This window comes from Bacillus sp. B2-WWTP-C-10-Post-4, from assembly GCF_009183805.1.
Taxonomy (GTDB): Bacteria; Bacillota; Bacilli; order Bacillales; family Bacillaceae_G; genus Bacillus_A; species Bacillus_A cereus.
In genome coordinates this window covers 18,140-42,429 of record NZ_WEII01000011.1, presented here as the reverse complement: position 1 = coordinate 42,429, position 24,290 = coordinate 18,140, and the positions used below count along the sequence as shown (strand labels likewise).

Sequence of the window (24,290 nt, the reverse complement as noted above, 5' to 3'; positions counted from 1 at the left end):
GTTTTAAAAAATAAGGAGGTTGTATCATGGATTATAAAATGCAGTTTGTGGAAAGTTTATCTAATATTTTCACGAATGAATTAACGCAAAAACAAATTTTAGATTTAATTGAAACACCGAAACAAGATGAATTTGGAGATGCAGCGTTCCCATGCTTTTCATTAGCGAAGCAATATAAAAAAGCACCAGCTCTTATCGCAAAGGAAGTTGCTGAGAAATTAAATAATCCGTTTTTTACGAAAGTAGAAGCCGTTGGTCCTTATGTAAATGTATTTTTCAATCGTGAAACTGTAAGTGATGCAGTATTAAAAACAGTTTTAGCGGAGAAAGAAGAGTTCGGTCAAAACCACTTTGGCTGTGAAAAAACAGTAGTAATTGATTATTCCTCTCCTAATATCGCGAAACCTTTTTCGATGGGACATTTACGTTCTACAATGATAGGAAATTCGCTGAAACATATCGCTGAAAAATGTGGCTATGAAGTTGTAGGGATTAATTATATAGGAGATTGGGGAACACAGTTTGGAAAGTTAATTACGGCTTATAAAAAATGGGGAAATGAAGCAGTAGTTAAAGAAGATCCAATACGTGAGCTATTTAAGTTATATGTTCAATTCCATGAAGAGGTAAAAGACGACGAAGAACTAGAAGAAGAAGGACGTGCTTGGTTTAAGAAATTAGAAGAAGGTGATGAAGAAGCGGTAGAGCTTTGGAATTGGTTCCGTCATGAGTCCCTTAAAGAATTTTCTCGCATTTATGAACTTCTCGGTGTAGAATTTACTAATTTTCAGGGAGAAGCATTTTATAATAATTTAATGGAAGATTTTATTGGGATTTTAGAAGAACATGAGTTGCTTGAAGAATCAGAAGGTGCATTAGTCGTTAATTTAGAAGAAGAAGGAATGCCGCCTTGTTTAATTAGAAAATCAGATGGTGCGACGATTTATGCAACGCGTGACTTAACGGCAGCTTTATATCGTCAAAACACTTATGGGTTTGATAAAGCGCTATATGTTGTTGGTCCAGAACAAAGCTTACATTTCAATCAATTTTTCACCGTATTAAAAAAACTTGGCTATACTTGGGTTGATGGTATGGAACACGTACCATTTGGCTTCATTTTAAAAGATGGTAAGAAAATGTCGACACGTAAAGGAAGAGTTATTTTACTTGAAGAAGTACTCGAAGAAGCAATCGAACTTGCAAAACAAAATATTGAAGGGAAAAATCCAAACTTAAAACAAAAAGAAGTAGTAGCAAAGCAAGTCGGTGTTGGTGCAGTCATCTTCCACGATTTAAAAAATGAGCGTATGCATAATATCGAATTCTCATTAGAAAATATGCTGAAATTTGAAGGAGAAACAGGACCTTACGTACAGTACACACATGCACGTGCTTGTTCTATTTTAAGAAAAGAAAGTGTAGAATTTGAAACATGTACATTTGCTTTAAAAGACGATCATAGCTGGAGTGTCGTAAAATTACTTAATAAATTCCCTCAAGTAATTGAAGCGGCTTTCAATAAAAATGAGCCATCTATTATTTCGAAATATATATTAGATGTAGCACAATCATTCAATAAATATTACGGTAATGTTCGTATATTAGAAGAGAGCAAAGAAAAAGACAGCAGACTCGCATTGGTTTATGCTGTGACGGTTGTATTAAAAGAAGGATTACGTTTACTTGGGGTGGAGGCACCTGAGGAAATGTAACATAGTAGTAAACTGACAAACTGGGTCTAGTATAAACCTGGTTTGTTTTTTTATTGGATATATATTTTTTTTGCAAAATCAATTAAAATCTTTTTAGAGAGGGTGATTCATATTGATTCGAACTTTTATTTTACAAATTCCTTGTCATAGAAGATTAGATAGGAGTTTTTTTAAACTACAAAAGTACATACCTTTATGTGCGCGTTGTACAGGCATGCTTATTGGTATTTTAATGTTTCCAATTTATTTTTATATGACACCTTCATTTCTTTTGGCAATCATACTATCATTTTTCGCTCAAATTCCGTTACTTATCGATGGGTTCACCCAAAAGTGGAAATGGAGAAGTAGCTCAAATTTGCTAAGAATAACTACTGGTGTATTAAGCGGTAATGGTATGGGATTATTCATTTCCTCTAGTGTTATATGGATATTATCTTAAGATATATAGTAATGGAGGTATTTACATAGATGTTCTGGATTTATTTAATTCTAATTTTTATTTCAGGCGGAAGTGGAATTGGTTTTATGACTCAAAATAAGTATACAGAAGCAATAATAGCTTTTGTTATTTGTATACTATTGTTTGGGCTACTGTATTATTATCTTAAAAGAAACAAAAGAAAGAGAAAAGCAGATTGTGACGATTTAGACTGTACGGATTGTTTTGATTGTGATTGTACTTGTTAAATTTTTCTTCCAAATAAAAAGCTAGTGTATTATTAAAAATACACTAGCTTTTTTGCTTTGAAATTTTAAGAAAAGTGTAGGAATACGGCTATTATATAGAGAACTTTAGTTTTGTATATAAAAGGAGGCGGGAAAATAATCTGTTTTGAACCACATTGGATTTCTAATATGGCTTCTTATTTACTAGATGGGGAGAAACAATCGGAATTTATTCAGCTAGGTGTTTTGCAGAAATTATTTGAAAGTGATACGCAAAGAAATGGTAAAGATGGCAATATAGGCATGAAAATACCGATATATTTAAGTGAATTAGGTGTGAAAAATATTGAATGTAGAGTAAGCGATAAAGTGAACTTTTTAGATTCAAATATGCATCACAATGATAAAAACGATTTGTATCAATCATTAAAAGAAGAGGGGATTGCAGGTGATCCGGGTGATAAGCAACAATTTGTAGAACGTTTAATAGCCAGAGGATTAACATATGATAATGCGCTAGCTCAATATGAAGCTGAACTACGATTTTTTAAAATATTTCATGTGTATTATTCTTTTGTATACGCTCCCAATATGAAAATTACATTTGGTGACATAGTTTATTAAAAGGTATGATGTATAAGGCTTGTCGTTTAATGTCGATAAGTCGATATTCGACATATAATCGCTGATAAATGTTAAGAATCGGTCGATATAATTTGAAAATCGCCGATAAAATGAAAGAATCGCTGATATATTTGAATTATCGCCGATATAATTTTATGTACTAATTTCAGCTTCTACAAGATTAAAACCGCATGTTACGTTATTCCATATAATTAAACAAAATACGGAGAAAAACAATCATTTTTACTATATTTTGTTATAAATTTGAATAATATTAATTAATACCATCCATTATAAGAGATTTTAGTTGAATACATACTATATGGTGTGTAAAATCTAAGCAAGTAGCAGTATAAATATAAATTCGAGGTGAATGCATGCTAGATTTTAAGCAGTTAGAAACTTGTTTAAAAGACAAGAGATTTGTAGATGGATTACAGGAAATAAATAATGAAATTGCATATATAAAAGAAACGAATACTTTATCCTCTGTGAAGAATTGGCTTGCCAATATTCCTTCGCATAAGGAGTTCGATATATTAATTCGCCTTACTGATGAAGGGCTTATGCACCAATACAGTTCATTCCTCATTCGTTACGCTTATAAAAAATTCCCAAATATGAGAACGCTCTCTTTATATTGTGATGAGTTAATTGATGAGCGGAAAATTCTTGAAGCGGAGCAGTTGTTAAAATCTTCTTTAGAAGAGTTAAGTAAAGAAGAAATAGATGCAGATTTTTTAGCGAAAACATATTTTACGTTAGTACGATGTCTTTTAGAAATGAAACGAAACGAAGAAGCGTTAATGTATATGCAAAAAGCAGAGGAGTACAGTGCACGCGCAGTATTTGATAAATGGGGCTACGTTTATATGCATACAGGTGAATGGGAGAAAGCGGAAAAACAATTTATTGCTGGCATGCAGCATGAAGATTGTGAAGAGTTATCTACCTATTTATTATCACAATTGTATGCGAATAAAGGAGAACAAAAACGCGCGATACAGTTAATCGATGATGCGATTGTAAAATTCCCACAAGTACCATATTTTCATTTTGAGAAGATAAAGTATTTATTAGATTTAGAGCAATATGAAGAGATGTTAGCGGTAATAGATAACATAAATACTCAGCTGCCATATCATGCCTATAATACTTACTTTGTACATTTACGTGCAGAAGCACTGTACAAAATGAATAAATTTGCAGATTTACAAAAACTATTAAAAGAAGAAAAGAGTTTAAAAGAATCTTTATATCATAATTTAGAAAAAAATCCGGATGGAAAAAAGGTGCACTTGCCGATAGTTCCTATTGTACAAAAGGATAATTATTGTGTTCCGACAAGCTTAGAGATGATGTTGCGTATATGGGGAGAGAAACGTACACAAGATGAAATAGCAGAGTTTATTTTTGATATGACAGGATCGAAGTTTTCAGATACTGTTTCTTATTTAGAAGAATTAGGTTATGAATATCGTTATTTTAAAGGGAATGAAGAGAATTATAAGAGACTGATTGACGAAGGAATTCCTGTTTTATTAAGTATAGATATTGAGCATGCTTCACACGTACAAGTTCTATCTGGATATGATGATACATTGCAAGCTTTCTATGTTCAAGATCCAAACTTTATAGAGCCAGTTCTTGTGGAATATAGTAAAGTACAAGAAAAATATCGTTATACAGGCTGTTTAGCAATCACGTTTGTTCCGAAAGAAAAGAAGGAGCAACTAGCGTTTCTAAGTGAAGAAGAAAATCGTTACTTTAAATCTATTTTTTCTCTTACGGATCATTTAGATGAACATGACAAAGAGGGAATTAGTAACTTAGTACAATTTTTAAAAGAAACGAGTGATAATCCAAATACGTGGTTATATACGATAAAGCACTTAGATGTTGAAGTAGATAAAGAATTTATTTTATATTGTATCGATAAGTTAATGGAAAAGTTTCCGAACTCGGACTTTGTTAAATTGCATGGTGCACAGTGTTTTATTCGTCTTCAAGAAGTAGAGAAAGCGGAGCAAATGCTGACAAGCGTTGAGAAGAAAAATAATCGTGCTTTATATCATTTAATAAACGGAAGATATGCGTTTGAACAGGAAAGTTATCTAGAAGCGATTTCAAGCTTTCGTTCATCGTTACAATTAGACGCAGATCAGCCTATTGCTTGGAGTTTTCTCGCTTTATCCTATATGTATATTGATCAATCTGAAAAAGCATTGCAATACTCTCAAGTTGCGTTAGAGCGTAGTCCTGAAAGGTTCACTTTAACAAATCACGGTTTAATATTAATAGATTTAGAAAGATATGAAGAAGCATATGAAATCTTTAATGACTTGTTAAAAGAGTATAAATATGAAGCACATGTATGGTATGAACGAGCGAGATGTGCACATCAACTAGGGAAATTATATTTAGCAATAAAAGGGCTTAAAGTAGCGATTCATTTGGATAGTAATGCACCTTACATTTATACGAAACTTTCGGAAATATACGAATCTGATTTGAAGGATGAGGAAAGTGCGAAAGAAATTTTATTAAACGGTATTGAGAATTGTGATGATAAAGCACCTCTTTACGTAAAATTAGGTGACTATCATTTTCAAAATGATAGCTTGGAAGAAGCAGAAGTATTGTATAAGCGTGCTTTAGAAGAAAATGATGAGGATGTTTATTCTCACTTCGGACTTACACAAGTTTATATGGCAAGAGAACAATATAAGGAAGCAAAAGAATATATTCTTGGTCTTGAGAAGCAAATTGAAAAGAGCCAAGATTTCCTCATGAATGCAGGAATGGTTTTATGGGATGCTGAAATAGAACTTGGTGGAAATGAAGAAGGATTTAAAGTAGCGCTATCTAAGTTAGAAAATGGTATAAAGAAAAGTGATTATAATGTAGCAAGTGCGTTAGATGAATATGTGAATCGAATTAAAGGAACGGAATTTGTACAACGAGGTATAGCATTTTTAAGAACGTTACACAAAGAAAGAAATGAAGTAAGTGAGTACGGTTGTTATGCAGGTATTTTATATGAATCTATTGGACAGTACGGCCAAGCGATGAAAAGATATAATAAGGCGATAGAACAAATGGAAACGGCATTACCGTATTACCGAATTGGCGAAACACTTATGGCATTAGGGCAATTGACGGAAGCAAAGCAGGCGTATGAAACATGTTTAGAGTTTAATGGGAATTTCGTAGGTGTACATTTACAGCTTGCGGAAATATACGAAAAAGAAGAAAACCGTTCTAAAGAACAAAGTCATATGGTTCAGGCGATGAAAGAAGAGCCGTTGCATATTAATATGGAATATTTGGCACAGCTTTCAGTAGAAATGAACCTTCAGGAAGAATTACTGATTGAACTAGAACAATTAGCGGACGAAGTACCTGAAATATGGCGTTTAGATGCGATTGCATATGTGTACGGAGCGATGAATGAAACAGATAAAGAACAAGCACAGATTGAATACGCGCTACAATTAGATGGTGAGCATATAGAAGTACTATATCATTATGCAAAAGTATTAGTGAAAAAAAGAAATGTAAAAGCAATTGAAGTTGCAATGAAAGTAATACAAAAAGATTTTGATAATGAACGTATATTTGATGTTTATGTAAAAGCAGTAGAGCAACATAAAAAATTGTCTAACATACGAGATTTTCTTCATACATTAAAGGTGAAAAAAGCAGAAAGAAGTACAGCATTCATGTATGCTGCAGCTGCGGTTACGGAAATATGGATTGAACGCCAGCTGCATGAACAGCCGAAACGATCTATCATTACGAGAGCTTTTTATCGTATGAAAAATCGTGCGAAAGAAATTTCAATGGTTACTATGATAATTGATTTATATGAAATCTCTTTAAAGTTAAATCCGAAAAATAGTATGGCAGCACAGCGATTTGCGCTATTTTATGAGAATGTAGAGATGAATAAAGAAGCAATAGAGATTCTGCACACGTCACTAGAAAATAAATGGGATTATGACGTAGCGAAGCAACTTGTAAATCTTTTCGTTGAGTGCGAGGAAGAAGATATGTTAAGAGATGCTTTGGAATTAACGAAACAAATGGTTCGAGAACTACCAGATGATTATGATACTCTTCTTCTGCAAGCACAAGTATTCTTTAAAGCAGGGGAAGAAAGAAAAGCAGAAAAGATTATCTTACAATTAACAGAGCAAACACCGTTTGTAAGTAGAGCATTTCTTGCTTTAGGAGAAATATATCAAAGTCAAGAAAGGTTTGAAGAGGCAATTCATGTATTAGAAAATGCTTCTGTACATCATCCAAATGAAACAGCAATTCTTCTTTCTTTAGCATCTTCATATCATGGTGTCGGCCAAACGATAAAGGCAGAAAAAATAACAAATGAAGTATTAATAATTGACGCGAGTGATTTGTTAGCAAGATATGATCGTGCTTGTTATTTAGCGCAGTTAAATAGAAATGAAGAGGCGAAGGAAGAGCTTGAATTTGTCCTTCGTGAGGATGAATCGGGATTTTTTGCTGAACTTATTGAGGATGATGAAAGTTTAGCAGCATTGCGAGAATTTGAAAAGTAATTGTATAAGAATAGGGAAAAAAGATAAGGATATATTTTGAATTAGTTGACAATTAGTTGCTAAATGGCATAAAATAACTTTTAACAAAGTATACAAATCTGAAGACGAGAAAGAGTAAAATAGTGAGCTGCTCTCCAGAGAGCCGGTATATTGCTGAAAGCCGGTGTGCAGACGTTATTTGAAAATCATCTCCGAGGAGCCGAGGCTGAAAGTAAGTAAGCCCGGACGGATGTCTACCGTTACAAAGAACACGTATGATAGTACGTTGCTAAGTGCTATTAGTGAAAAAGCTAATAGAATTAGGGTGGTATCGCGGGTAAACCCGTCCCTACTTTATAGGGACGGGTTTTTTGTGTGCTTTTAAAACATTCAAAGGAGTGATTGTAGATGAAGAAAGTAGATGTAAAAGAGTCAGCTGTAGGGAGAGAAACACGTATTCGTAAGCAGTGGAACGAACAAAGCATTTTTGAACAATCAATTCAGAATCGAGAAGGCGCGCAATCGTTTGTGTTTTATGAAGGACCACCAACGGCGAACGGTTTACCACACGTCGGCCATGCACTTGGTCGGGCAATTAAAGATTTAGTAGCAAGATATAAAACGATGGCTGGTTATAAAGTAGTAAGAAAAGCAGGATGGGATACACACGGTTTACCTGTAGAACTAGGTGTTGAGAAGCAACTTGGTATTTCTGGTAAACATGAAATCGAAGAATATGGCATTGAACCATTTATTCAAAAGTGTAAAGAGAGTGTTTTCACATATGAAAAGCAGTGGCGTGAATTCACTGAAAGCATCGGTTATTGGGTAGATATGGACGATCCATATGTAACTTTAAAGAATCCATATATCGAAAGTGTATGGCATATTTTGGGGACAATCCATGAAAAGGGATTGTTATATAAAGGACATAGAGTCTCACCATACTGCCCAAGCTGCCAAACCTCATTGAGCTCACATGAGGTTGCACAAGGGTATAAAACAGTAAAAGATTTAAGTGCAACTGTGAAGTTTAAAGTGAAAGATAGTGAAAATGAGTATTTTTTAGGTTGGACCACAACACCTTGGACACTTCCAGCAAACGTTGCGCTTGCTGTCCATCCAAATATGGAATACGTTAAAGCAAAACAAGAAGGTCATGTATATATTGTTGCGAAAGAACGTGTACAAGAAGTATTAAAAGAGAACTATGAAGTATTATCTGTTCATAAAGGCGAAGAATTATTAAACACATCTTATACAGCGCCATTTCCGATGAAAGAAGTTACAAATGGTTACCGCGTTATTGCAGCAGATTTTGTAACGGGAGATAGTGGTACAGGACTTGTTCATATTGCTCCAGCATATGGAGAGGACGATTATAGAGTCGTTCAAAGTGAAGGATTGTCATTCTTGCACGTTGTAGATGAAAAAGGTGAGTATACAGAAGCGGTACCATTTTTGAAAGGGAGATTTGTAAAAGATTGTGACGTGGATATCGTTCGTTATTTAGCGAAGGAAGGTTTACTGTATCATAAAGAAAAATATGAACATAGCTATCCGCATTGCTGGCGTTGTGATTCACCACTACTTTATTATGCAGGAGAAAGTTGGTTAATCCGAACAACTGCAATTAAAGATACATTTTTACAAAATAATGATTCTGTTACTTGGTATCCGGATCATATGAAACATGGACGTTTTGGTAAGTTTTTAGAAAATATGGTGGACTGGAATATTAGCCGAAATAGATATTGGGGAACACCATTAAACGTGTGGGAATGTGAAAGTTGTAATCATCAGTTCGCACCGAAGAGCATTGCCGAATTAAGAAAGCATAGTACGAAAGAAACACCGGAAGATTTGGAATTGCATAAGCCGTATGTAGATGAAGTGCAAGTCTGCTGCGAGAAATGCGGAGGCACAATGAATCGTACACCAGAAGTAATTGATGTTTGGTTTGATAGTGGTTCTATGCCATTTGCACAATATCATTACCCATTTGAAAATAAAGAGTTATTTGAAGAGCAGTTTCCAGCGGATGTTATTGCAGAAGGAATTGATCAAACACGCGGCTGGTTTTATAGTTTATTAGCAGTATCAGCACTATATACAGGAAAAGTACCGTATAAACGAGTGTTATCACTAGGGCATGTTTTAGATGAAGAAGGGCAGAAAATGTCTAAAAGCAAAGGAAATGCACTAGACCCAGTTGATTTAGTAGATAAGTTTGGTGCAGATGCGCTAAGATGGGCTTTACTTGTTGATAGTGCCCCGTGGAATGCGAAGCGTTTTTCTGAAAGAACAGTACTGGAAGCGAAATCTAAATTTGTAGATACATTAGTCAATGTGTATAGCTTCTACGTTTTATATGCAAATTTAGATGAGTATAATCCGAAGGAAACGTATGATGTAAAGCTTACAAAATTAGACGAATGGGTATTATCAAGGTTGCATAGTACAACGAAAAAAGTGAGAACTGGACTTGATGATTATCAATTTACGAATGCAGCTCGTGAAATTGCAACACTTGTAGATGAAGTGAGTAACTGGTATGTAAGACGCTCACGTAATCGTTTCTGGGAATCTGGTATGAACGCTGAGAAAGCAGCTGCGTATGAGACACTTCATGAAGTACTTGTAACAATTAGTAAATTAATTGCACCATTTACACCATTTGTCGCGGAAGACATTCATCTGAATTTAGAAGGAAGCAGCGTTCATTTAGCCGATTATCCAGTTGTAAATGAATCACTACTTCAGCCGAAATTAGAAGCGGAAATGGATGCTGTTTTACAAGTTGTTGAACTTGGAAGAAGTAACCGTAATCAGCATTCTTTAAAAGTAAAACAGCCGCTAGCAGAACTTGTATTACTTGAGCATAACGAGAATGATATGGATTGGGAATCTTATCGTGATATCGTTATGGATGAGTTAAATGTAAAAGCGTTCCATGTTGAACTCGATGAAACAAAATACACATCATATCAATTGAAGCTTAATTTTAAAACAGCGGGGCCGAAGTTCGGTAAAAATGTGAATGCAGTGAATGGTTGGCTAAAACAATTATCACAAGAAGAAGTGCAAAACTTTGTATTAACAGGAAGAGCAGTTTACGAAGCAACACCAGGAGAAGAAGTAGTTGTAACTGCTGAAGATGTGTTAGTTGAGAAAGTTGCAAAATCAGGATTCTCTAATACAACTAACGGACAATATACGGTTATGTTAGATACGAATGTAACGGAAGAATTGTTACAAGAAGGAGTAGCGCGTGAATTCATTCGTGCGGTTCAAGAATATCGTAAACAGTTGAATTTACCAGTTAATTTACGAGTCGATATTATTCTTGATACAGAAGAAGAACTACAGCGAACGTTAACGAACCATAAAGATTTATTGGAAGAAAACTTACTCGTTAAACAATTTACATTTGGTCACTTAACGAACGAAGACGATGAACTTTCTTTAGGTGAAACAAAACTTAGAATTAAATTAAGTGCAGCTAATTAAAGAAAAAAGGAAGTTGGAATGATTCCAACTTCCTTTTTTGTATGATTAGAATTTATTTGACTATACATTCGATAGGACCACTAGCAATTGTCTTTTTTCATAGCGTACCGAACACAATACCGTAGAAATATATTTCTACAGTATTGTGTTCAATTCATACATAAATATTGAGAAAATTTCACTTACCCTAAATGGAAAGGTAATAGAAGTGTTCATAGAGAATTACTCGTAGATTCAATTTTTATCCATCCGTTTTGCGGGGAATGATTGCCTAGTGGTAATGGGATAAGGTTGAGCTACTTTATTAGGGGGAGTGGTTCTATGTTTAATAAAAAAATGGTGGCAATGGCAATGACCGTGCCGTTAGTAATGGGGACGATTTCTACGGTTTCGGCATTGGAAAAACAACAGCAAGTAAAGTTAGAAGCTTATTCGCCACAGAAAAAAGCAACTGAATATTTAAAAGAAAATGCTGCGCAGTATGGATTGAAAACAGATCTTTCAGACTTGCAATATATTTCTACAACAGAAACATCAGTAGCTTCATATGTTAGGTTCCAACAAGTTGTTAATGGTGCACCTGTATTTTCAAAACAAATAACAGTTACGCTTAACGGAGAGGGAAAGGGAGTACTCGCTGTTTCTGATTATCAGCCTGTTACAGGTGTGAAGGAAGTAACGACAAAAATTAGTGAAAAAGATGCAATACAAAAATCAATGGCGTATGTTGGAGAAGCAAGTGAGCAAAATTTATGGGCTCCTACAGATAAAGAGTTCGGATATATTGTTGAAGAAGGAATTGCTCGTCCAGTATATAAAGTTGTAGTCCATTCTAATAATCCATTTGGTGCATGGGAAACATTTATTGATGCAGAAAATGGAAAGTTAATTAAAAAGGTTGATATAAACCGAAAAGCTGAAGGGTCAGGAAAAGTATTTTTACCTAACCCAGTCGTATCTAGCGGTAGTAAAGTAGGCTTAAAAGATAATAACGATGCAGATTCAACAGCTCTAACGAACCAATTAAAAACTGTTACGTTAAAAGGTTTAGATGGAACAGGATTTTTAATTGGAGAATATGTAACGATTTCTTCAAAAGCGAAAACAAAATCTACAAACTTACAATTCAACTATACACGTGCAAATGATAGCTTTGAAGATGTAATGTCATATTATCATATTGATACATTGCAACGTTACATTCAAAGTCTAGGTTTTAAAAATATTAATAACCGTTCGATAAAAGTGAATGTTAATGGTACAACTGATGATAACTCATTCTATTCTCCATCAACAAAAGCTTTAACTTTCGGTACTGGCGGTGTTGATGATGCAGAAGATGCTGGTATTATCGCACATGAGTATGGGCATTCGATTCAAGATAACCAAGTTCCTGGCTTTGGTAGTTCAGCAGAAGGTGGAGCGATGGGAGAAGGATTTGGCGACTTCTTAGGTGCTACATATGAAGATGCAGTATCGACTACTGGATATGGTAAAGCATGTGTTGGAGAATGGGATGCGACTGCTTATTCTAGTTCAGATCCGACGTGCTTACGCCGATTAGATACGAATAAAGTGTATCCGAAAGATATTACAAATGAGGTACATGATGATGGGGAAATTTGGGCACAAGGCCAATATGAAATGGCACAAGCATTTGGACGTGATGTAGCAACGAAAATTATTTTACAATCGCACTGGTCATTAACACCAAACTCTAAATTCAGTGATGGAGCAAAAGCGATTAAGCAAGCGGATGCTCTTTTATATGGCGGACAACATGCTGCTGATATCGATCGCATTTGGGCAGCGAGAGGTATTAGTACGAATTAATATAAAAAGTCGTGGCATTTATAAGCCACGACTTTTTAATTTGCTTACGAACTGGTACTAGTAAATAAAGCTATATCAATGATAGTGTGAATATATCCGTATCCCATTTACTTTTTAGCTTCTTTAAAAACAAAATGCTCTTTAAATTTTCTAGATTCAACTTTTTGACCATTTCGCATCGATCGGAATGGGTGTTCTTGCCATGTAATAATAACATCAACTTCATCTGCTTTTGTAGCAACGGGTAAATTAGCGTGTTCAAATCCAGTTTTTCCACTTGCCAAACGACTTTCCTTTAGGGAAAAGAGTTCATATTTCGTTTTCTTATTTGGTTCGTTGCGGAATACTTCGACGTTTACATTATATACTTCACTATTCCCGACATTCTTTACTGAAAAATGATATGTTTGAAATTCATCTTTTTTAGCTTGAAGCATATTCTTGTTTGTTTTTTTCGGTTTATCAATATTCACTTGCCATTGATCAGAGTTTTGAGAGATTGGTAAAGATTTTGGTGAATAGGCATACGTTTCATTTACTACAATTAAGCAAAACAAAAGGAGAAAGAAACTAATTGCTTTTTGCATATACACACCTCGCTTTAAAATTTTTATTAATATGCGTAAATGAATTAGTTTTTATGTAAAAATTGGAAAATATTAAAGGTGTAATTTTGGATGTAATACATAAGAATATGTATTACAAAATTAACTTTTCACACTTTAGAAGAAGTTAGGAGTTATAAAACCAGAATGTTTCAAAAAAAGCTTGCGTTTTATAAGGTAAGGAGTTAGAATACTCTGTAAATATAAAAAGTGATGATCAGGAAAAGTACATGGTGCAAAGGTCTACAGAGAGCAGCCAGTTGCTGGGAAGGTTGCGATACCGCATGATGGAAAGACACCTGTGAGTGTTGCTTTGAACGTGATTATTAGTAAAAGCAAACGGTACCTACCGTTATCAGGGCTAAGATGGTCAGTATGACAATTTGGGTGGTACCGCGGAAAAAATCCGTCCCTATTTATAGGGGCGGATTTTTGTATTCTTTGAAAGGGGGTGAGTGACCGTGGATGATGACGATGACAACAATAACGTAAATAAATATAAAATTACTGGAGGGAAAAATAATGGATTCAATAATGAAGCGTTCACTCACAAAAAAATGTACAAAGCAAAGTGGAAAGGTTGTATTACTTCAAGGATGGGTAAAAAAGATTCGACATCTTGGAAATGTTAGTTTTTTATTATTACGAGACAGAACAGGAGTAATTCAATGTGTATTAGAAAATGAATTGGCTGGATATAAAGTTGATGTAGAAAGTGTCGTCCACGTAATTGGTGAAATAGTCGAGACATCGAAAACAGAATTGGGTGTTGAAGTACTTGCTCATGAAGTGAAAGTAATAAACGGTGCAGAGCCACTTCCATTTGAAATAAATAAAAAGAAGTTACAAGTTGGCTTAGATCAACTACTTAATGAGCGAGTAATATCATTAAGGCATGAGCGAACCGCAGCAATTTTTAAAGTGAAATCTACACTCGTTCAAAGCTTTAGTGAATTTCTTATAGAGAACGATTTCACACGAATATTTACGCCGAAAATTGTTTCGCAAGGGGCAGAAGGAGGAGCAAATGTTTTTAAGCTTCCATACTTCCAAAAAGAAGCTTATTTAGCACAATCACCACAGTTCTATAAGCAAATGATGGTGGCAGGTGGGTTAGAACGAGTTTTTGAAATTGCACCTGTATATAGAGCGGAACATCATAATTCTTCCCGTCATTTGAATGAATATATATCGTTAGACGTAGAGCTTGGTTTTATTCATGATTTTTATGAAGTGATGCAACTAGAAACGGATGTTTTACGATATATGTTTCAACAAGTAGCGAAAAAATGTGAAATAGAACTACAACTATTACAAATAGAAGTACCTGTTATTACTGAAATACCTAAAATTACATTGTTAGAAGCACAAGAAATTTTGAAAAGTAAGTATCGTAAAGAATCTCCTGTAGGGGATTTAGATACAGAAGGTGAAAAGTTACTAGGGAAATATGTGAAGGAAATATATAATAGTGAATTTGTTTTTATTACGCATTATCCGAAAAAAGCGAGACCGATGTATACGATGCCGAATAAAGAGAATCCAGCTATTACTGATTCATTCGATTTATTATATAAAGGATTAGAAATAACGTCAGGGGCACAGCGAATTCATAATTATGAAATGTTACTCGCTTCGTTTAAAGAAAAAGGATTACACCCAGATAAATTTCAATCTTATTTAAATACATTTCGATATGGTTGTCCACCACATGGAGGTTTCGGAATTGGGTTAGAAAGGGTTGTATATAAACTTTTAGAATTAACAAATGTACGAGAGGCGAGTGCTTTTCCGAGAGATTGTACTCGTCTCATACCGTAAAAAGAATCTTCGCGATTATCGCGAAGATTCTTTTTTTATAGTTCGTTTAAAAAGGTGAAAATATAGACTCTTTCTTTTTCTAATAAGCTTAGTAAAAGTCAGTTGAAATATGAACCATTTCGACAAAAAAATCAATATACCCTTGACAGTTACAAATATAACAGATATACTTCATATTAATTTCAAAAGAAAATATATTCTAAATATTAAAATGTGTTGAATAGGAGTAGTAAGGTCATGTATTTGTACAGAGAGCTATGGGTTGGTGTGACATAGTCAAATGACATCCTGAACTCGCCTAGGAGCAGTAAGGTGGAACGGAATTACATTCTTAGTAAATCTTAACGGTTAACCTTCGATATTAGGTTTGTAATCAAACGATTACTACTAAGGTGGATTCATAATGGAATCAATAAGGGTGGTACCGCGTTAAGTAAATGGCTTAGCGTCTCTTTATATAGAGATGCTAGGCCATTTTTTTATTATATGGAAGAAGAAATGGAGGGTTTATTTGAATAGGTTTATAAAATTTATTTATTTATATAAAAAGATTTAATTAGGAGGAAAATGAGATGAAACAGACGGAGCAATGGACTTCGAAATTAGGTTTTATAATGGCGGCAGCCGGATCAGCAATTGGACTTGGTGCGATATGGAAGTTCCCTTATATCGCTGGGAAGAGTGGGGGAGGAGCGTTCTTTTTAATATTTATATTATTTACTGTTTTAATTGGACTACCGCTACTTATAGCTGAATTTATGATTGGACGCAGTACGCAGAAACAAGCAGTTGGAGCATTTAAAAGCATCGCACCAAATACAGGATGGCATTGGATTGGACGCCTTGGTGTTGGAACTTGTTTTATACTACTTTCGTTTTATAGTGTTGTAGGTGGATGGGTATTAATTTATTTATTCAGAGGAATAACTGGACAACTGATTACTCCAGGACAAAATTACGGTACATTATTTACTGAAACAATTGGGAATCCTGCTTGGGCTATTATGGGACATTTCGCTTTTATGTTCATTACGATATGGGTTGTATCAAAGGGTGTTCAAAACGGAATTGAAAAAGCAAGTAAATATATGTTGCCAGCATTGTTCGTTTTATTTGTCGCTCTTATTATTCGTTCGTTAACACTTGATGATGCAATGAAAGGTGTGAAGTTTTTCTTACAACCAGATTTCTCAAAGATTACTTCGGAAAGTATTTTGTTCGCAATGGGGCAATCATTCTTTGCAATTAGTATCGGGATTTCAATTATGGTTACGTATAGTTCCTATTTAAATAAAAAAGAAAGTTTACCAAAATCAGCAATAACAATTGTTGGATTAAATTTATTTGTTTCATTATTTGCAGGTCTTGCTATTTTTCCAGCCGTATTTTCATTAGGAATGGAGCCAACAGAAGGACCTGGATTACTATTTATCGTATTACCATCTGTATTTAGTCAAATCCCATTCGGTGGATTTTTCTTAACAGTATTTCTTGCACTATTTACATTTGCGACATTAACATCAGCATTTTCTCTACTAGAAACTGTTGTTTCAGCATTAGCAAATGGTGAACAAGAAAAGAGAACGAAATTATCATGGCTGATCGGTTTCGGCATTTTCTTGGTAGGTATACCATCAGCGTTATCATTTGGAGTATGGAGTGATATTACGATTTTCGGAAAGAATATTTTTGATGCAGTAGACTTCTTATCTAGTAATATATTAATGCCACTTGGAGCACTATTTATTAGTATTTTCGTTTCATTCAAAATGGAGAAGAAGGTACTAGAAGCAGAGTTTTTTGTAGGTGGAAATTATGGAAAGAAAGTATTTACTTATTGGGCATTTTTACTTCGATTTGTAGCACCACTTGCAATAATTATAGTCTTCTTAAATGTAATAGGGATTATTTAACATTAAATGTTATAATACTCAGTAAAAAAAGGGGTGATGATCATAAAGAAAAATTTGATAGAAGCAGGGAAATATATGAATATTAGAGGGAAAAAGCTATACGTTGAAACACATGGAAATCCTAAAAATAAGCCAGTCTTATACTTGCATGGTGGACCAGGAGAAAGTTGTTATGATTTTTCATTTCATCAATCGGAACGTTTAAAAGATTCTCTATATGTAATTATGATAGATCAAAGAGGTGTTTGTCGCTCAGAAGAAATTACTGAAGACGAAGCTTTTGGATTAAATGATTTGATTGAAGACTGTGAGGAATTAAAAAAAGTATTACAAATTGAGAAGTGGTCTATAATTGGACACTCTTTCGGTGGATATGTAGCATTGCTTTATGCGTCGATATATCCAAGTTCAATAGAGAAAATAATATTTGAAGGACCAACTTTTGATTTTGCATTAACAAGTAGGGCTTTGTTACAAAAGACAGGGCATTTATTAAAAAAGTATGGAAAAGAAGAAGTAGCAGAAGAGTGCTTTGCTTATTCATCTAGCGAGGCTAGTTCAGAAGAGTTGTTAGAAGCTTATATAAGATTAAGCGCTGAATTAGAAGAAAAAAGAATGGAGATTTACAATAATAAGGAAGATAGGACAGATGAGAGTTTATACAGTGATGAAGAGTGGGAAATATTTTCAAATCGCTCCAAAATTCACTTTGATAGATTAAAATTAGAGGGAGCATGTCATACATCATTATTATCAAAAATAAAAGATGTACAAAATCTAATGTTATTAATAGTAGGAAAACATGATGTAGTAACGTGTGAAGAACAAATTAAAACATTTAATAAAGATGCCCGAAACGGCAAGTATATCGTATTTGAAGAGAGCGGTCATTCACCTCATTATGAGGAAGCAGATAGATTTGCAGAAACAGTCATACATTTTTTGAAATGAAGAAAAGGGTGCTTCTATAAATGAGAGGCACCCTTTCTAAATTTCTGGATATGTGATTGTGATGTTAGGCCACTTACTTTGCCAATTCTTTTTTATAACTCTGTTTTTGTACATATGTAATCGTTCTTTCGATTCAAGAAAATGAGCTGTTGGTTTCACTTGTAAGGAAAGGACATCTTCAATACCCCATGGGGCTGTTAAGATAACGTTGTTTAGTTCATCAAGTGTAACTCCTAAAGCCGTTGCTGTTTCAGGGAATTTAGAAATAGCATTAACAGAAGAAGAATATGGTGGCATATTATTCACTACATGCATACGAGCTTGATTTTTTACAGACCAAGGGATAGTAGCATCAATATTCATTAATTTCGTTTCTAATGATTGTTCGTATATCTCATCTTGATGTAGACTATCATAATAAATCACATCAACATCAGGCATAGCCGTTTTCGCTTCATAGTCATGTAAAGTATCCCAAATTTTAGAACGAACAAATCCGGCACAAATCCACCAATCAGGTAGCTCTAGTGATTTTGCCATTTGTAATACATTCATCATCCATTCGTCGTTTTCTATTAAGCGAATTATATCTTTCTCTGTTTTGATCTTCATTGATAAATTCACCTTTCTAGTAAATTAATGCATCAGTTCAATAATCCATAAAATCCAGTAAGCACCTGGTACAAATAGCAGTTGTGCTAATAATGTGCCGAGAAGTCTAGAAATCATTAGCCAACCATACATTTTACTCATAGATTCAGCACCGCTTTCTGATTGTAGAGCACGTTCTGTTAAAAGAGCAATGCGTGGATCGAGTAATACAGTTAATAAAATAGTGGCGAAACCATTTACAAGGCCAGAAGCTGTACTTGCATTTGTTGCATAATCTGGATTTAAAAAAGAAGCGTAAAGGGCTGAAAGTACCCCTGCTGTATAAATAGCAGTAGCAAACATGTTAATAAGCATAATACGCTTTGGAATACCACCGATACGCAGTCTATGAATCATTTCTAACTTTGGAAAACGGACATATTTTTTTGTGTACTTTAATTTTTGAATGTTATTCGTTTTCATCATTCGAATGAAAGAACCGTCTGTTTCAAAGTTTTGAATGACATATCCAAATAATTTTGTCAAAGTTGGATAAAGAATGATCGCGATTAATGTACCGATAGAAGCCGATAATAGTACGAGTCGTATAATATGCTCTAAATTAATAGAAGAATCTAGTTTTGCTTCATCGACAATACCACCGATTAAAAAGGCTTGTAGTAAGTTTGATGTTCTTGAAATAAGTAACACCATTCCTACAACAGACAAGGCAACCGCAATCTTCTTTAAACGTACTCCAGCTAATCGAATACTATAAGAGCTTGTTTCAACTGCGTGGATCACAATTGTGAAAGCCATTATAAAAATTAACGTAATTGACATTTGTTTCACCAGTTTCTATTAAAATAATTGTAACTTTTTTACTGTATCATATCTATCGTATTTTGTAACTGAAAGTATGTGACATATGGAAATTGATTTTTCGAAAAAATAGATAATAATAGTATAATAGGGAGAAGTGGAAGAGATGTTAGCACTTATTTATACAGCAAATTAAGTGGAGGAATGAAGCATGTATAAAACATTTCTATTTGATTTAGATGGAACTTTAACGGATCCGAAAGAAGGAATTGTAAACTCGGTTTTATATGCATTAAAAAAAGTAGGAATTGAAGAAGTACATATAAGTGAGTTAGATTCATTTATAGGTCCTCCTATTCAGCAATCATTCATAGAGAGATATAATATGAGTGAAGGAGAGGTTGAACGTGCTGTTTTTTACTTCCGTGAGTATTTAAAGCAGCGTGGATTGTTTGAAAATAATGTATACGAGGGGATTCTGAAGCTCTTGCAACAATTAAAAAGTTCAGGGAATCGCATATTCGTAGCAACTTCAAAGCCCACTGTATTTGCGAAACAAGTTATAGAGCATTTTCAATTAACGAATTATTTCGAAGACATCATTGGAAGTAATTTAGATGGTACGAGAATAAAAAAAGAAGAAATAATTGCTCATATTTTACAAACACATGAAGAACTAAATAAAGAAGAAATGATAATGATTGGTGATAGAAAGCACGATATAATAGGTGCGAATCAGAATGGAATTGCTTCAATTGGTGTTTTATATGGCTATGGCTGTGAAAAAGAACTGACTGAAGTTAGTGCGACCTACATAGTGAAAGATGTTGAAGAACTGTATCATTTTTGTGTAGAGAAAAATTTAATACAGCAGTAAATATAGATTCTAGCAATCCCTTTATAACGTATGACGATGAATTCGTTTCTGTTTAAAGGGATTTTTCATATGTAATCGAATAATTATAATTAGACATTTTTAGCATAAAAATTTGTATGAATAAGAGGAGGGATGTCAGAATTAAAAGTTTAGTAGAAATTTATCAATAAAATTTAGAATATTCTGTTTAACGGAGGGGTAAAATTGGAGTTAGTTATTATATTATTAGCACTAAGTTTACTTATGTTCGTAGCATACAGAGGTTTTTCTGTTATTTTATTCGCGCCGATATTTGCATTATTTGCAGTATTTTTGACAGAACCTAGTTATGTATTACCTTTCTTTTCTAATATCTTTATGGAGAAAATGGTTGGATTTATAAAATTATATTTTCCTGTGTTTTTATTAGGAGCAATATTTGGAAAAGTAGTGGAAATGTCAGGAATTGCAGATTCTATCGCAAAAACAATTATTGAGTTAGTTGGTGAAAAACGTACTATATTAGCGATTGTATTAATGGGGGCTATTTTAACGTATAGTGGTGTTAGTGTGTATGTAGTAGTGTTTGCTGTTTATCCGTTCGCAGCTAAGTTGTTTCGACAAGCTAATATTCCAAAGCGTTTAATCCCTGGAACGATTGTTCTTGGAGCAGTAACGTTTACAATGGATGCGCTACCTGGATCACCACAAATTCAAAATGTAATACCTACAACATTTTTTAAAACGGATATTTATGCTGCACCGATACTTGGGATTGTAGGAGCAATTTTTGTTCTTACATTAGGTTTACTATATTTAGAGAGTAGACGTAAGAAGGCAAAAGCAGCAGGTGAAGGATATTTTGGTTTTAATGATGGAAATACTGAAATGGCAGCATCTTTGCAAGTAGAACAAAAAAATATGCCATTAATTAATAACATTGAAATCACAAGAGCACAACAACTTATTGCATTTATACCACTTATTTTAGTAGGTGTAATGAATAAAGTGTTTACTATTATGATACCAAAGTGGTATCCAAGCGGTTTTGATTTTTCTGCAATTGGTATGAAAGCATTTGGAAAAGTAGAATTAAGTGCAGTGGTAGGAATTTGGTCTGTAGAATTGGCACTTATTATAGGGATCTTAACAACGTTATTATTATATTGGAAGCGAGTAGTAACAGGTTTCCAAGCTGGATTGAATACAAGTATTGGTGGAGCGCTACTTGCAACGATGAATACAGGAGCTGAGTTTGGATTCGGTGGTGTCATTGCAGCACTTCCAGGCTTCGCAATTATGAGAGATGGCATCTCTGCTACTTTCACAAATCCGTTAGTGAATGGTGCAGTAACGACGAATATTTTAGCTGGAATTACAGGCTCGGCATCAGGAGGAATGGGAATAGTATTAAGCGCAATGGGAGATAAATTTATTGCAGCGGCCAATCAATTTGATATTCCATTAGAAGTTATGCACCGTATCGTATCAATGGCATCAGGAGGAATGGATACACTACCACATAACGGGGCTATTATTACTATTCTTACAGTAACAGGATTAACACATAAACAGTCATATAAAGATATATTTGCTATTACAATTTTGAAAACGGTTGCTGTATTTTTAGTTATCGCATTCTATACTTTAACAGGACTCTATTAAAAAATTTGAATCGTAAAGATTCATCAAATCGATAATTTATATTATAAAATATTAATTAGGATAAGAAGGGGTGGGGGACTTGCAAGAGGTTTCTGAGTTTCGTATGCCAAAGTCGGTATTATATGGAAGAAATTCGCTTGAAAAACTGGGAGAACAATCAAAAAAGTTAGGGAAAAAAGCTTTTATAGTTACTGATACAATTATGGAGAAATTAGGATATGTTGAAAAGTGTATACAACAACTAAATAAGAAAGGTATTACTGTTAGCACATATAATAAAGTGGATGCTGAGCCTACAAATATACACGTATTAGAAGCGTTATCTCTTTGTAAAGAGGAAAAGTGCGATTTTATTATCGGTATTGGTGGTGGAAGTTGTATTGATGCTGCGAAAGCGGTAGCGGTTTTATATACAAATGGTGGAGAAGTTGAGGATTATGTCCAAAAGGATATTGAAATAGAAAACAATCCACTACCACTTATTGCAATTCCAACAACTTCTGGTACTGGTTCGGAAGTTACAAGTGTAGCAGTAATTACGAATAAAAAAACAGATGTAAAAATGATGATGAAGCATCCTAGTTTTATACCGAAAGTAGCAATTATAGATCCAGTTTTGACAAGTTCGTTACCACCACAAATTACGGCAGCAACAGGAATAGATGCGTTATGTCATGCGATTGAAGCTTATATTTCTAAATTTTCACAACCACTTACAGATGTACTTGCTCTTTCAGCTATTGAAAGTATTATGAAATATTTACGTATAGCATATGAAGATGGACATAATATGGAGGCAAGAGAAGCGATGATGATTGCTTCCTTACAAGCTGGAATTGCATTTTCGAATGCATCAGTTACATTAGTTCATGGAATGTCAAGGCCAGTGGGAGCATTATTTCATGTACCGCATGGAATATCAAATGCCATACTATTACCTACAGTGTTAGAGTTTACAAAAACAAGTGCAGTGAAAAGGTTAGCAAAAATTGGACGTAACTTAAATAAGGATTTGTATTCGAATTCTGATGAGGAAGTAGCAGACTATACGATTGGGGAAATAAAAAAGCTTTGCTATGATCTTCGTATTCCAAATTTAAAAGAATACGGTATCGATGAAATTGAATTTGAAAATGCTATCTCTAAAATGGCATCAGATGCAATTGAAAGTGGTAGCCCAGCTAATAACCCACGTGTTCCATCATATGATGAAATCAAAGAGTTGTATCGAGAGTGTTTTAATTATAAGTATAAAGAATTTATAAAAATATCAGATTATTAATTTCAGAATATTCTATAAAAATTTCCTTGGAAATGAAAGTACAATTATTCTATATTATTACGTTAAAACAAGACTTTATATTCCAAACTTAAAGTCTTGTTTTATTGTGTATAATATACATAATAAAACGTTGTTATTAGTTTTATAAAAAAAGTTTAGGTAGGTGTTTATATGAAAACGATAGGTCTTATAGGTGGTATGAGTTGGGAATCAACTTCTGAATATTATCGAATTATTAATGAAGAAATAAAAGAGAGATTAGGAGGGCTACATTCAGCAAAATGTTTGATTAATAGTGTGGATTTTGAAGAGATTGAACGATGTCAGTCTAGCGGAGATTGGGATGGTGCTGGAGAAATTCTAGGGAATGCGGCATATTCATTACAAAAGGGAGGAGCAGACTTTATAATCATTTGTACAAATACAATGCATAAGGTAGTTGGAAAAATAAAGGCCAAAATTGATATTCCAGTCTTACATATTGCTGATGCAACTGCAAAAGAAATTAAAAGAAAAGACATTCAAAAGGTTGGTCTGCTTGGAACTAAATATACAATGGAGCAAGATTTCTATAAGTCACGTATTGAAGAGCATGATATAAAAGTAATAGTACCATCAGAAAAAAATAGAAAAGAAATAAATAAAGTAATATATACAGAATTATGTTTAGGAAAAATAGTATCTCAATCTAGAGAATATTATAAAAGAGTCATCGAAGAGTTAGTGCAAAAAGGAGCACAGGGAATCATATTAGGTTGTACAGAAATAGGGTTATTAATAAAGCAAGAAAACGTATCTGTCCCGATATTTGATACAACTCATATACATGCAATTGAAGCAGTCAAGGTAGCTCTAGATAGAGTATAATTATATT

16 protein-coding genes, 1 pseudogene and 3 other annotated features are annotated in these 24,290 nt (G+C 33.9%); of the genes and pseudogenes, 14 read left to right on the top strand and 3 right to left on the bottom strand.

Annotated elements, in window-relative coordinates; translation table 11 throughout:
* Positions 1 to 26 precede the first annotated feature (26 nt).
* The 7 genes and pseudogenes from argS to GBN78_RS07905 all read left to right on the top strand — a co-directional run bounded on the left by argS (position 27) and on the right by GBN78_RS07905 (position 12,910).
* Positions 27 to 1,715, top strand: a complete 1,689-nt coding sequence (gene argS, locus GBN78_RS07935; RefSeq protein WP_025966780.1) for an arginine--tRNA ligase — start codon at positions 27 to 29, stop codon at positions 1,713 to 1,715.
* A 112-nt stretch (positions 1,716 to 1,827) separates the two neighbouring features.
* Positions 1,828 to 2,157, top strand: coding sequence for a DUF2085 domain-containing protein (locus GBN78_RS07930; protein ID WP_000621475.1), 330 nt, complete (start codon positions 1,828 to 1,830; stop codon positions 2,155 to 2,157).
* 29 nt (positions 2,158 to 2,186) lie between these two features.
* Positions 2,187 to 2,405, top strand: coding sequence for a hypothetical protein (locus tag GBN78_RS07925; protein WP_000498604.1), 219 nt, complete (start codon positions 2,187 to 2,189; stop codon positions 2,403 to 2,405).
* A 117-nt stretch (positions 2,406 to 2,522) separates the two neighbouring features.
* Positions 2,523 to 3,008 (top strand): annotated as a pseudogene (locus GBN78_RS07920) (class I SAM-dependent methyltransferase); the annotation flags it as partial.
* Positions 3,009 to 3,385: 377 nt separating this feature from the next.
* Positions 3,386 to 7,588, top strand: coding sequence for a bacteriocin-processing peptidase family protein (locus GBN78_RS07915; protein WP_152127154.1), 4,203 nt, complete (start codon positions 3,386 to 3,388; stop codon positions 7,586 to 7,588).
* Between the two features lie 92 nt (positions 7,589 to 7,680).
* Positions 7,681 to 7,921: a binding site (T-box leader), on the top strand.
* 54 nt (positions 7,922 to 7,975) lie between these two features.
* The gene (gene ileS, locus GBN78_RS07910; protein WP_152127152.1) at positions 7,976 to 11,077 is read left to right on the top strand and encodes an isoleucine--tRNA ligase; all 3,102 of its coding nucleotides are present in this window, start codon (positions 7,976 to 7,978) and stop codon (positions 11,075 to 11,077) included.
* Positions 11,078 to 11,398: 321 nt separating this feature from the next.
* Positions 11,399 to 12,910 (top strand): M36 family metallopeptidase, encoded by a 1,512-nt coding sequence (locus tag GBN78_RS07905; protein WP_000482274.1) that lies wholly within the window; start codon positions 11,399 to 11,401, stop codon positions 12,908 to 12,910.
* Between the two features lie 107 nt (positions 12,911 to 13,017).
* Here the strand turns inward: GBN78_RS07905 and GBN78_RS07900 are convergent, their stop codons facing one another.
* On the bottom strand, positions 13,018 to 13,497 hold the full coding sequence (locus tag GBN78_RS07900; RefSeq protein WP_001167912.1) for a hypothetical protein: 480 nt from the start codon (positions 13,495 to 13,497) through the stop codon (positions 13,018 to 13,020).
* A gap of 222 nt (positions 13,498 to 13,719) precedes the next feature.
* Positions 13,720 to 13,932, top strand: a binding site (T-box leader).
* Between the two features lie 105 nt (positions 13,933 to 14,037).
* Here GBN78_RS07900 and aspS point away from each other — a divergent pair.
* The 3 genes from aspS to GBN78_RS07885 all read left to right on the top strand — a co-directional run bounded on the left by aspS (position 14,038) and on the right by GBN78_RS07885 (position 18,200).
* Entirely contained in the window at positions 14,038 to 15,336 is a 1,299-nt protein-coding gene (aspS, locus tag GBN78_RS07895) for an aspartate--tRNA(Asn) ligase (protein ID WP_025966776.1), read from the top strand.
* A 207-nt stretch (positions 15,337 to 15,543) separates the two neighbouring features.
* Positions 15,544 to 15,792, top strand: a binding site (T-box leader).
* 116 nt (positions 15,793 to 15,908) lie between these two features.
* Positions 15,909 to 17,249, top strand: a complete 1,341-nt coding sequence (locus GBN78_RS07890) for a sodium-dependent transporter (protein ID WP_000814538.1) — start codon at positions 15,909 to 15,911, stop codon at positions 17,247 to 17,249.
* Between the two features lie 75 nt (positions 17,250 to 17,324).
* A complete protein-coding gene (locus GBN78_RS07885) occupies positions 17,325 to 18,200 on the top strand; it encodes an alpha/beta fold hydrolase (protein ID WP_025966775.1) in 876 nt (291 codons plus the stop codon).
* Positions 18,201 to 18,236: 36 nt separating this feature from the next.
* Here the strand turns inward: GBN78_RS07885 and GBN78_RS07880 are convergent, their stop codons facing one another.
* Both GBN78_RS07880 and GBN78_RS07875 read right to left on the bottom strand, forming a co-directional pair.
* A complete protein-coding gene (locus tag GBN78_RS07880) occupies positions 18,237 to 18,812 on the bottom strand; it encodes a nucleotidyltransferase family protein (RefSeq protein ID WP_000695359.1) in 576 nt (191 codons plus the stop codon).
* 24 nt (positions 18,813 to 18,836) lie between these two features.
* Positions 18,837 to 19,634, bottom strand: coding sequence for a lipid II flippase Amj family protein (locus GBN78_RS07875; protein WP_000028915.1), 798 nt, complete (start codon positions 19,632 to 19,634; stop codon positions 18,837 to 18,839).
* Positions 19,635 to 19,824: 190 nt separating this feature from the next.
* Between GBN78_RS07875 and GBN78_RS07870 the strand changes: the two genes are divergently transcribed.
* The 4 genes from GBN78_RS07870 (at position 19,825) to GBN78_RS07855 (ending at position 24,283) form a co-directional block, all read left to right on the top strand.
* A complete protein-coding gene (locus GBN78_RS07870) occupies positions 19,825 to 20,490 on the top strand; it encodes an HAD family hydrolase (protein WP_000278478.1) in 666 nt (221 codons plus the stop codon).
* A gap of 204 nt (positions 20,491 to 20,694) precedes the next feature.
* Positions 20,695 to 22,134: a GntP family permease gene (locus GBN78_RS07865; protein ID WP_000424327.1), complete on the top strand. Its 1,440-nt coding sequence runs from the start codon at positions 20,695 to 20,697 to the stop codon at positions 22,132 to 22,134.
* Positions 22,135 to 22,213: 79 nt separating this feature from the next.
* Positions 22,214 to 23,416 (top strand): iron-containing alcohol dehydrogenase, encoded by a 1,203-nt coding sequence (locus tag GBN78_RS07860; protein WP_001158661.1) that lies wholly within the window; start codon positions 22,214 to 22,216, stop codon positions 23,414 to 23,416.
* A gap of 171 nt (positions 23,417 to 23,587) precedes the next feature.
* Positions 23,588 to 24,283 carry an aspartate/glutamate racemase family protein gene (locus GBN78_RS07855; RefSeq protein ID WP_000848569.1) on the top strand — a complete coding sequence of 232 codons (696 nt, stop codon included), beginning with the start codon at positions 23,588 to 23,590 and terminating at the stop codon, positions 24,281 to 24,283.
* The last annotated feature ends 7 nt before the right edge of the window (positions 24,284 to 24,290 follow it).

What these genes read in the sequence shown, in the direction of transcription:
- GBN78_RS07915 (WP_152127154.1), top strand. Translation starts at nt 3,386, where the DNA reads ATGCTAGATTTTAAGCAGTTAGAAACTTGTTTAAAAGACAAGAGATTT.
- GBN78_RS07905 (WP_000482274.1), top strand. Translation starts at nt 11,399, where the DNA reads ATGTTTAATAAAAAAATGGTGGCAATGGCAATGACCGTGCCGTTAGTA.
- GBN78_RS07875 (WP_000028915.1), bottom strand. Translation starts at nt 19,634, where the DNA reads ATGTCAATTACGTTAATTTTTATAATGGCTTTCACAATTGTGATCCAC.
- GBN78_RS07925 (WP_000498604.1), top strand. Translation starts at nt 2,187, where the DNA reads ATGTTCTGGATTTATTTAATTCTAATTTTTATTTCAGGCGGAAGTGGA.
- argS (WP_025966780.1), top strand. Translation starts at nt 27, where the DNA reads ATGGATTATAAAATGCAGTTTGTGGAAAGTTTATCTAATATTTTCACG.
- GBN78_RS07890 (WP_000814538.1), top strand. Translation starts at nt 15,909, where the DNA reads ATGAAACAGACGGAGCAATGGACTTCGAAATTAGGTTTTATAATGGCG.
- GBN78_RS07885 (WP_025966775.1), top strand. Translation starts at nt 17,325, where the DNA reads ATGAATATTAGAGGGAAAAAGCTATACGTTGAAACACATGGAAATCCT.
- GBN78_RS07870 (WP_000278478.1), top strand. Translation starts at nt 19,825, where the DNA reads ATGTATAAAACATTTCTATTTGATTTAGATGGAACTTTAACGGATCCG.
- GBN78_RS07855 (WP_000848569.1), top strand. Translation starts at nt 23,588, where the DNA reads ATGAAAACGATAGGTCTTATAGGTGGTATGAGTTGGGAATCAACTTCT.
- GBN78_RS07900 (WP_001167912.1), bottom strand. Translation starts at nt 13,497, where the DNA reads ATGCAAAAAGCAATTAGTTTCTTTCTCCTTTTGTTTTGCTTAATTGTA.
- GBN78_RS07880 (WP_000695359.1), bottom strand. Translation starts at nt 18,812, where the DNA reads ATGAAGATCAAAACAGAGAAAGATATAATTCGCTTAATAGAAAACGAC.
- aspS (WP_025966776.1), top strand. Translation starts at nt 14,038, where the DNA reads ATGGATTCAATAATGAAGCGTTCACTCACAAAAAAATGTACAAAGCAA.
- ileS (WP_152127152.1), top strand. Translation starts at nt 7,976, where the DNA reads ATGAAGAAAGTAGATGTAAAAGAGTCAGCTGTAGGGAGAGAAACACGT.